The organism is Bradyrhizobium sp., assembly GCF_019244115.1.
Lineage (GTDB): Bacteria > Pseudomonadota > Alphaproteobacteria > Rhizobiales > Xanthobacteraceae > Bradyrhizobium.
In genome coordinates this window covers 1-9,309 of sequence record NZ_JAFATE010000280.1, presented here as the reverse complement: position 1 = coordinate 9,309, position 9,309 = coordinate 1, and the positions used below count along the sequence as shown (strand labels likewise).

The following is a 9,309-nucleotide window of genomic DNA, read 5'->3' as shown; positions in this document are numbered from 1 at the left end:
GAACGGCGCGCCGAGCATGTCAACATGATCGTTCCGATCGACCTCTTGAACCCGGTCCTCGAGGACTTGCGCAAGTTCGGCCGGGTCAACAAGCCGGCGCGGCCGTGGCTCGGCATGTATTCGACCGAGATCGACGACAAGGTGGTGGTGATCGGGATCGCCGGCAACGGGCCCGCGGCGCGCGCCGAGCTGAAGACCGGCGACGTCATCCTGGCGGTGAAGGGCGAGACCATTTCGAGCCAGGCCGAGTTTTATCGAAAACTCTGGTCGCTGGGGGCGGTGGGCGTCGACGTGCCGCTGACCGTCCATCATGAGGGCGTCACCTTCGACGTCGTGCTCGCCCCCACCGATCGCGCCAAACTGCTGAAGGCACCGCGGCTGCATTGAGGCGATTTTGGCTTCGTGATGATGCAATCAGCTTCGATCGAAGCCGCACCGGAGAGTGTGCTCCCTCTCCCCGCTTGCGGGGAGAGGTGGACCGCGCCCGCGGAGGGATTGATTTAACAAGCTTGCGGGGAGAGGGTTGGGGTGAGGGGGAGTCTCAAGGAACCGAGCCCGTCGAGAGTTCCCCTCACCAGGCCGCGCAAAGAGCGCGGCGACCTCTCCCCGCAAGTGGGGAGAGGTGAACAGCCGAGCCGGTAAACCGTTTCGAGCAAACTTCATCATGCTTTAGGCGATGAGATGCCAGGATGCGGCGACGATGGTCTGCAGATGCGCATCCGGCGGCAGCTGCGATGTCGCAGTTGGATCGAAACCGGAATGAGCAGTCGAATAGTCTGCCATCGCCTGCACCAGTACCTGGATGTTGGCATCGATCTCGACACCGCCGGCCTTGATCTCCTGCAGCTGATGCGATCCGCCGGCGAACCAGTCCGCGACCGTCACCTGCTCATGGGTGCCCAGAATGTCGATCTGCAGGTCATTGCCGGATTTGACGAACCAGAAATTGTCGGCGGATAGCGTTAAGCCGAAGTCGAGCGTGCCGGTTGCGGTCGTCTCCGATGCCGTGCCGTTGACGATGACGTCGCTGCCATCGCCGGGATGATACAGATAGGTCGCACTGGCGCCGCCGACCATGATGTTGTTGCCCGCGCCGCTGTCGAGCGTGTCCTTGCCGGTGCCTCCGATCAGGAGATCGTTGCCGGCGTTGCCGACAAGGACATCCGTCCCATTGCCGGCCACCAGCAGCGCCCCGTCGGAGAGCGACAGGCCAGGCAGGGCCTCCGCCGCAATGGTGAGCGCGGCATCGGTCGTTGCCGCGCTCAGCGAATGCAGGCTGCCGGTCTGTCCGCCCCACAGTGTCGCGATCGCGGCATCGATCAGCACAGCATCCTCGCCGTCGGCCGACGCCACCGCATCGATCAATGCGGCGAGCCCCACGATGTCGGCCGCGCTTCCGGTGTCGGACCGCAGCCACAGATCCGGCGCGAAATCCGCGACCAAGAGATGGGCGGCCGCATCGTCGTAAAGGATGCCATGCTCATGGCCGACGACACCGGCCGTGGCGCTGGTCGCCTCATCGTGGTTCTGCGCCAGGAGCGCGGCATATTCCACGGCGATGTCGGAGACAGCGGTCTGCACCGCGCTCGCCTTCAGATAGCTCGCCGCATTGGCGGCATGGACGACGTCGCCGAGGACGTTACCTGCGTTGAACAGCGCGGAAATCGCGGTGTTGCCATAACCGCTGGCGTCGGTCACCGACGAATAGGCGATCATGTCCATCATCTTGGCCGAGGCGGAGGCCTCGCCCGTGCTCGCACTGGCGCCGGGAATCCCGACCGCGGAGGCAACAGCGTCATTCTCGAGCGGCGCCATCAGCGTCGCGGCCGCGCTCTTCCAGTCCTGATAGCCGTTGTCGCTGGCCCACTGCATCATCACCAGGAGCGCAATCGAGTGCAGGCTGACAGCGCTCAAGCCAAGGTCGGTGCCCGTGTCGAGAACACTGTCCTGCTCGGAGGCAATGCCGGCCGCCGCATGGGCGATGGCGACGGCGCCGTCGATCGGGCCGACTTGCAACAGCGCCAGCGGCGCCTCGACGATAGGGGCCGCGGCGCGCACATATTGCAGGATCTCGCCCGACACCGAGACCATGTGAATGTCGGAATAGCGTGCGTGCGGGTCGGAGGCGAGCGCACCCCAGAAACCGTGGAGCTGGTCGTAGCGGACCTCGGCGGCGAACTCGAACGGCATCGCATCGAAGGTGTAGGCCGGCTTGTCATTGAGTTCGGCGATGTAGCCGGCAAGGCCGCCGCCCAGCGAATGCCCCGTCAGCGACACATGCGACGTGCTGCCCCAGGCCGCATAATAGGCCTCGGCATCCGGAAACTGGGTCGGCCAGCCGGTCAGGCCGGCGCCGCCAAGCCATGATGGGACGTCGGCGAGGTCATCGGTCCCGCGAAAGGCCAGGATCCGGGTGGTCGGATCGCCGACGAGCTGGTAGGTCGCGGCCTGGAAACTGTCGGCCGTGGACACGATGCTGCCAGCAACGAGACCGTAATCGCCGATCTGGCTGAAGCTGACGACGAGCGCAGGATTGACGCCCCTGTTGTAGGCGTCCATCGCGAGCACGGCGTTGATGAGCGCGCTCGATGGCTGACTTGTCATGATAGTGGTTCCCCCCGGATAACGTGACGCGAACGCGGAGCGTGCGCCTTCACTGGCGCTTTTTTAAGATGTCACCGCAGGATAGGATCGCGCCATCGGCTCCATTCATTGTCAAGCGCGCGAGACGCGAAAGCTGCGATAGCGCGCCCGCTGCGGTCGCGTTTATGGAGACTTTGGCCGACGCGCCGCAGTTCGCGACAGCGGGAACTTGGAGCCACGCATTCAAGGCGTAGGAATAGAAGGAAGCAATCATGAGCGAGGCCGTGGTCGATGACATCGTAGCCGTGCTGCCGCTTTTGTTGGAATCACTCGATGCGCTCGCCTACGTCACGCGTCGCCTGCATCCGCCGGTGTTCGGCCGCGTGATGGAAGCCATCGGCACGCCCGACGAAGCGTTACAGGCGGTCCGGCCGCGACTTGACGGGTGGTCGCCGCAATTCGAGCCGCTGGGAGCGGCACTGAAAGATGCGATCGATGCGACGCTCACGGCCTTCGCCGGCTTACGCAAGGTTGAACGCGGTGACGGTGACCTTGTCGCTGTATTTCGTGCGCTGCGCCATGGCGCACGCGCGCAGGAGGCGATCTATCCGCTTGCCGAAAAATTTCCGCCGGTCAGCGATTTCTTTCTGGATCCATCATTGCGCGAAGATACCGCTTTCCAATCCCGACTCGACCAGCCCGCGGCCAAGGACACCGGCGTTTTCCACTTCGACAACGAACCGGGCAGCCGTGGCGGCTTTTCGCTCTACGTTCCCGAATACTACACGCCCGACCGCACGTGGCCGCTGCTGATGGCGCTGCATGGCGGCAGCGGCAACGGACGCGGCTTTCTGTGGAGCTGGCTGCGCGACGCCCGCAGTTTTGGCGCAATTCTCATCGCGCCGACCGCCACGGGTTCGACCTGGGCCTTGATGGGCGATGATGCCGATACGCCCAATCTCCTGCGCATCTTGGACAAGGTGCGCGACCGCTATGCCATCGACGAACGACGGCTCCTGCTGACCGGCATGAGCGACGGCGGAACGTTTTCGTATGTCAGCGGATTGGAGGCATCATCGCCGTTCACGCATCTGGCGCCGGTCGCCGCGACCTTTCACCCGCTGATGGCCGAGCTGGCCGATGCCGAGCGCGTGCGCGAGCTGCCGGTCTTCATCGTGCATGGGCGGCTCGATTGGATGTTTCCGGTGCAGGTGGCGCGGCAGACGAGGGATCTCTTGTCGGCGGCCGGCGCGCAGGTGAGGTATCGCGAGCTCGACGACCTCAGCCATTGCTATCCCCGCGAGATGAACGCGGAGATCCTGACATGGCTGCGTGGCGAAAATTGATCGGCCGCGGAACTCCTGCGTGCCGATCGCGTTAACCGGCGACATCGGAGGGTCCCCATGCAAGTCTTCCTCGGTATCATCCTGGGCATGCTGCTGCTGATCGGCGCCGTGTTCATCTCGGATTCGATTCAGACCTCCTCAGTCGCCAACGGCCAGACCGCACAGGCCAATCGCACCGTCGTGAACTGGGACGTCGTGGCTGACGACTGGCACACATTCAAGACCCGCGCCCATGATGACTGGGTCAGGATCTCCTCGAAATAGCCGCCGGCCGCAACACATCGCCGACAACGATAAGGTCGAGAATTGGGCGCCTCCGCCGCATGCGAAGGCGCCCATCTTATTGTTGGTTGCCCGCCTTGGCCTTGCGTGCGTCGGCCATGACCCGTTCGAAATCAGTCATGGTGAGGACGCCGGGTACGCGGAACTTGCCGACGATGAAGGACGGCGTCCCGTGAAATCCCAGCCCCTCGGCCTGTTCGTTGTTGCGCGCGAGAATGGCGTCAATGGTTTTTGCATTGGTGTCGAGATCGCGCCTTGCGCGGTCGACATCGATGCCGGCGCCGGCGAGGATTTCGGCGATCCGCGGCTCGGTCAGTTTTGAGTTGACGCTCATCAGCGCGTCATGCGCCGGGTGGTATCTGTCCTGGAATTTGCAGGCCAGCGCCATGCGCGCCGCGACCACCGAAACCGGTCCGAGGATCGGCCAGTCCTTCAGCACCAGACGAACCTTGCCGTCATCCTGCACCACCTGCCGCAGTTCCGGTTCGAGCTTGCGACAATACGGGCACTGGTAGTCGAACCACTCGACGATCGAGATGTCACCACCGGCATTTCCGCTTACCGGCGCGTCGGGATCGCGCAGCACGGCAGCTTCGCTCGGCTCCTCCACCTCGGCGCGCGCCGGACGGCGGCTAGCCGCGAGCAGCACCGCGCCGGCGCCGATCAGGCCCAGCAGTTCGCGCCGGCTACGGATGTGACCGGCCATTCCGTCCGACTGCTTCATCTTGCCCCCATCTCAGCTGATCCCAGCGGCCGGTCTACGTCCAGAACTGGGCGATGTTGCGTGCCAACATATAAAGCGCGACCGCGACAATGACAGCCGCAAATACCATGTTGAGCGCGCCGCGCCGCTCGGACAGGTGCCGCGCCAGGCGCGTGCCCAAGAACCCGCCCAAAATACCGCCCGCCACGAACAGGCCGGCCAGGTCCCAGGAGACGAGGCCGGACCAGGCGTAACTGAAGGCGGTGGTCATGCCGAACGCGGTCACCGCCACCAGGGACGACGAGACGGCGTTCATGATCGGCATTCCCGTTGCGAGCATCAGTGCCGGTACGATCAGAAAACCGCCACCGATGCCAAAAAAGCCGGACAGCGTGCCGGCGGCAAGCCCGAGCCCGACCAAAGCCGGAAAATTGGACCAGTTTATCTTGACCGAGGGTAGCCCGACCCGCGCCCGCGTTTTCAGCATCAGCGCCGCAATCACCAGCATCACCAGCGCGAACAACGCCAGCAGTTTTTGGCCCTCCAGCATCTTGCCGAGGATCGATCCGGCAAAGGCCCCGGCAATGCCGGCGGTCGCGAACACCAGCGCACAGGACCAGATCACGGTCTTGCCGCGGGCGTGACCGAACAGATTGATGGCCGCGTTGGTGGCGACGGCTACCGAGCTCGTTCCGATCGCAATATGAGGCTCGCCGACGCCGACCACATAGACCATCAGCGGCACCGCCAGAATCGATCCGCCGCCGCCGACCAGGCCGAGCGAGAATCCGACCAGCGCTCCTGATACCAGCCCCAGCGCGCCTTGCATCGCGGAGATGATCAAAACGGGGGTCTTTCCTGCACCACGACTGTCTGCTTTGCCTTGTCCCGCGAGCGCTATAGAGGAATTTTCCGGCGACCGCCATATGGACCGTCCGCACGCAGATCACGTTCGTTGGGTGGTCGGCGTAAGAGATTGTCAACGGCCGATCAGGCCGCCGCCCCATGGGCATCGCCGCGGCGCGGCAGCGCCATCAGCGTGCCGGTCATCGTCGCGATCAGGCTCTCGGCACCGTCCGGCTCGGCGTAGGCCGCGCGCGCCTGAAAGCGCTGATCGAGCTCTATTCGGAGCGCATGAACACCGAGGGCATGGCAATCGAACTGGCGATCCGGCTATGGGCGCGCTCCGATCCGCCGCGGCGGAGGCGGTCGGACAGGTCGATGCGGCGCGGCTCAAATATGTCGGACGGCTCTACGTGCCGCCGGGCTCGAAGCCGATGATGCGGACGCGCAGGCTTTTCTGTTCTACTGCTTCGTATGCGGCCAGAGCCTGCTCGTTCTCGACCGCGGCCAGCGCAGGTGGGCGCAACTGATCGCAAACTCCGCCGAGAAGCTTTTGGACGGGAAGATCTGAAGGACGGCTTTGTTTGAGCATGATCCTGTCGGAAAACCGGTAACCACTTTTCTGATCATGCTCCCACGTCCGGCCGCCCTTCATGGCCTTCACGTCAGGCGGCGCCCTTCAGCCGCTTGTTGCATTCGCTATAATAGCCGCCGCCCTTTTCGATCCACTTCAGGCCGCCATTACCATTGCTCGTCTTGTTGGCATTGTACTGATCGACGCAGGTGTGCATGCGGGCCTTGCCCGCGCTCTCCTTGGCATATTTCGGATCGACCGCGTTCGGATAGATCGCCGGCCCGCTCGGCGCCGCCGGTGCTGCCGCAGGCGCGGCTTCCTTCTTCGGCTTGGCCTCGGCGGTCGCAGGCGGCGCCGCCGGGGCCGCGGTTGTGGCCGCCGGCGTTGCATCCGCTGCGCACTGCGTCTTGCGGAAATCATTCCATTTCTGGCCGTTCAACGTGCCGGCGTCCTTGGCGGCCTTATATTTCGCGCTGCATTCCTGCATGGTCAGCGCCTGTGCCGGCGCGCCCACAGCGAACGCCGCAAGGCCGGAAATCGCAGCCGCGCACAACAATCCTGCTCGAAAGGTCATCCTCGGTCTCCCTGGGAGATGCAAAATTTTGGGAGCCGCATCGTAGCGCAGTCGAACAAAACGAGAAAGTCGCGTTTCACCGCGCCGTCGAAATAAAGCGCCGGCAGACACGCGGCGCGGCCCGCGCCATTCATCGGCGGTTCAGCATCGCAGCGCAAGCTAGCCGCCTTTCCGCTTCCCACAGGGGTTTTCATGATGACCATCTCGTCCCGCGCGGCCCTCGCCGCCCTCGTCTCGCTCTTCCTTGCAGGCCCGGCCCTCGCGCAATCCGCGGCGCCCGCTGCCAAGTCGGACACCGCGGCCCCCGCCGACACCAAGATGGGCAAGCAGCGCTCGCCCGAGTCGATGGAGTGCTCCAAGGAAGCCGACGCCAAGGGACTGAAGGGCAAGGAGCGCAAGAAATTCCGCAGGGAGTGCATCAAGGACGCGAAGAAGTCCGCCGCCGACAAGCCGAAATCGTAACGCCGCCTGTCTCGCCTCGCGCGATCGCACCCTGCCCAACGCAACCGGGACTATCCCGGTTGCGGATTTCTTTCGACGAGAGAGGATGAAGCGGCCCGCATTGCTGCATCGCATCAATGCATTTGTCGGGCTCCCGCGGATTTGCCATAAGGCCGTGTGAAGCAAATCTCCTCCGCTACCCCCCTCGACCTGCCCAGCCGCGCCAAAACCCTGTCGATGCTCGAGACGCTCGCCATCGGGACTGCCGGCGGCCTGCTGTTCGTCGTTGCCCATCTGCCGGGCGGGCTGATTTCCGGCGCCATGCTTGCGGTCGGCATCGCGGCGATGGCGGGGCGGCCGTTGAGTGTGCCGCCGATCCTGACCCAGAGCATCCTGGTGGTGCTCGGCATCTCGCTCGGCTCGGTCGTGTCGCGCCAGCTGATTCAGCATGTCAGCGCCTATCCCGTGACCATCGCGCTGTTGGCGCTTGCCACCTTCTGCTCGACCTTCGGCTCCAGCTATTATTTGCAGCGGGTGCACGGCTGGGACCGCACCTCGGCCTTTCTCGCCGGCAGCCCCGGCGCATTGTCGCAGATCACTATACTGGCGGTCGAGCGCGGCGCCGACCTGCCCGCCATCGCCGTGGCGCAGACGCTGCGCGTGATTGCGCTGACCGCAGCGCTGCCGCTGCTGCTGGCGCTGGGCGGGCTCGCGCCGGCCACAGCCCCCGCGCTGACCATGACGACCGCCTCGCCGCTCGAACTCGCCGGGCTGGTCGCCGCGGCGCTGGCGCTATCGATGCTGCTGCGGCTGGTCAAATTCCCGGCGAGCTGGATGTTCGGCGCGATGATCGCATCCGCCGTGCTGCATGGCATGGGGCTGATCGAGGGTGGCCTGCCGCCCTGGGTGCGCAACGTGGCTCTGGTCGGAATCGGCGCGCTGATGGGCAGCCGTTTTGCGCGGATGAAGATGAAGACGCTTTTGAGCCATCTCAACGCCGCGGTCGGCTCCTTCGCCATCGCGATCGCGGTCAGCGCCGTGTTCGTCGCGGCGATCGTGCTGACCACCCAGGTGCACTTCGCCGACATTCTGGTCGCGTTCGCGCCGGGCGCCATGGACGCCATGCTGGCGCTGGCGCTGACCTTGCACATCGATCCGGTGTTCGTCGGCGCGCATCACCTGGCGCGCTTCGTCTTCGTCACCATCGCCACCCCCGGGATCGTCCATCTGTTCGGACGGCCGCAGGACGACGTCGACGATTAGCGCTGTACTGCCCGCGCGATGCCCAGCCCCGCGACCGCGGCCATCGCGAGCGAGATCAGGGCGTTGTAGCCCGCGAGCGACAGCCCGAGAAAACGCCACTGCACCTCGTCGCAGCGGATCACCTTGACCTTGTCGAGCTGCTCCAGGAGATTGCCGGCCTTGCCGAAATCGACCAGGGGGCCGGTGCAGTCGGTCGGCCCCTTCCAAAACCCCCATTCGACGCCCGCGTGATAGGCCCCGAAGGCCGCATTGCCGAGGCCGGCGATCAGCAGCAGCGCGAGACCCAGGAACAGCACGGCGCGCGGGCCACCGCGCCGGGCCACGAGCGCGATCAGGGCCGAGAGCGGAATGATAGCGTAATAGGCGTAGCGCTGCTCCAGGCAGAGCGGACAGGGTTTTATGTCCAGCACGAGCTGAAAAAACCAGGCGCCGGCAATCGTCGCCGAGGCGATCACCAGGATCGCCAGCGCCGCCATCAGCACCGGGTCGGTGTCGCCGCGCATCAGCTTGGCATGCGCCACTGCGGTGGTGTCCGACGTCACTTTCGCCTCCTCATGGCACCCGGCCGGCAGACTCCTCGTAGCCTCCCGTGGAAGCAGTGTCGAGGCGGCGGACAATCACATCGGCGCGGGTTGACCGCGCTCCGCCGGTCGCTATAGTCCGCCCACTTCGCGCCCCCGGCCTCGCCGGGCGACGGGTC

Annotated in this window: 12 protein-coding genes; 6 read left to right on the top strand and 6 right to left on the bottom strand. The window is 65.0% G+C overall.

The window, feature by feature from the left end:
• Nucleotides 1-387: S1C family serine protease (locus JOZ76_RS12680; protein ID WP_291698968.1), on the top strand; the 387-nt coding region annotated here is incomplete at its 5' end.
• A 282-nt stretch (nucleotides 388-669) separates the two neighbouring features.
• Here the strand turns inward: JOZ76_RS12680 and JOZ76_RS12675 are convergent.
• Nucleotides 670-2,604: a calcium-binding protein gene (locus JOZ76_RS12675; protein ID WP_291698967.1), complete on the bottom strand. Its 1,935-nt coding sequence runs from the start codon at nucleotides 2,602-2,604 to the stop codon at nucleotides 670-672.
• A gap of 251 nt (nucleotides 2,605-2,855) precedes the next feature.
• On the opposite strand from JOZ76_RS12675, the gene JOZ76_RS12670 reads away from it, so the two are divergent.
• Together JOZ76_RS12670 and JOZ76_RS12665 are read left to right on the top strand one after the other, a co-directional pair.
• Nucleotides 2,856-3,929 (top strand): phospholipase, encoded by a 1,074-nt coding sequence (locus JOZ76_RS12670; RefSeq protein WP_291698966.1) that lies wholly within the window; start codon nucleotides 2,856-2,858, stop codon nucleotides 3,927-3,929.
• Between the two features lie 57 nt (nucleotides 3,930-3,986).
• Entirely contained in the window at nucleotides 3,987-4,193 is a 207-nt protein-coding gene (locus tag JOZ76_RS12665) for a hypothetical protein (RefSeq protein WP_291698965.1), read from the top strand.
• Nucleotides 4,194-4,269: 76 nt separating this feature from the next.
• On the opposite strand, the gene JOZ76_RS12660 is transcribed toward JOZ76_RS12665, so the two are convergent.
• Both JOZ76_RS12660 and JOZ76_RS12655 read right to left on the bottom strand, forming a co-directional pair.
• A complete protein-coding gene (locus JOZ76_RS12660; RefSeq protein ID WP_291698964.1) occupies nucleotides 4,270-4,935 on the bottom strand; it encodes a DsbA family protein in 666 nt (221 codons plus the stop codon).
• A gap of 34 nt (nucleotides 4,936-4,969) precedes the next feature.
• The gene (locus tag JOZ76_RS12655; RefSeq protein WP_291698970.1) at nucleotides 4,970-5,755 is read right to left on the bottom strand and encodes a sulfite exporter TauE/SafE family protein; all 786 of its coding nucleotides are present in this window, start codon (nucleotides 5,753-5,755) and stop codon (nucleotides 4,970-4,972) included.
• A 164-nt stretch (nucleotides 5,756-5,919) separates the two neighbouring features.
• On the opposite strand from JOZ76_RS12655, the gene JOZ76_RS12650 reads away from it, so the two are divergent.
• Nucleotides 5,920-6,195, top strand: coding sequence for a hypothetical protein (locus JOZ76_RS12650; protein ID WP_291698963.1), 276 nt, complete (start codon nucleotides 5,920-5,922; stop codon nucleotides 6,193-6,195).
• Here JOZ76_RS12650 and JOZ76_RS12645 read toward each other — a convergent pair.
• Complete coding sequence (locus tag JOZ76_RS12645) at nucleotides 6,167-6,421, bottom strand: hypothetical protein (protein ID WP_291698962.1); 255 nt, start codon at nucleotides 6,419-6,421, stop codon at nucleotides 6,167-6,169. The two genes, JOZ76_RS12650 and JOZ76_RS12645, sit on opposite strands and share 29 nt — an antisense overlap.
• Before the next feature lies 1 nt (nucleotide 6,422).
• A complete protein-coding gene (locus tag JOZ76_RS12640; protein WP_291698961.1) occupies nucleotides 6,423-6,905 on the bottom strand; it encodes a hypothetical protein in 483 nt (160 codons plus the stop codon).
• Between the two features lie 195 nt (nucleotides 6,906-7,100).
• Here JOZ76_RS12640 and JOZ76_RS12635 point away from each other — a divergent pair, with 195 nt between their 5' ends.
• Nucleotides 7,101-7,367, top strand: a complete 267-nt coding sequence (locus JOZ76_RS12635; RefSeq protein ID WP_291698960.1) for a PsiF family protein — start codon at nucleotides 7,101-7,103, stop codon at nucleotides 7,365-7,367.
• Nucleotides 7,368-7,583: 216 nt separating this feature from the next.
• The gene (locus JOZ76_RS12630) at nucleotides 7,584-8,609 is read left to right on the top strand and encodes an AbrB family transcriptional regulator (RefSeq protein ID WP_441300023.1); all 1,026 of its coding nucleotides are present in this window, start codon (nucleotides 7,584-7,586) and stop codon (nucleotides 8,607-8,609) included.
• Here the strand turns inward: JOZ76_RS12630 and JOZ76_RS12625 are convergent.
• The gene (locus JOZ76_RS12625; protein ID WP_291698969.1) at nucleotides 8,606-9,112 is read right to left on the bottom strand and encodes a disulfide bond formation protein B; all 507 of its coding nucleotides are present in this window, start codon (nucleotides 9,110-9,112) and stop codon (nucleotides 8,606-8,608) included. The two genes, JOZ76_RS12630 and JOZ76_RS12625, sit on opposite strands and share 4 nt — an antisense overlap.
• Between the last annotated feature and the right edge of the window lie 197 nt (nucleotides 9,113-9,309).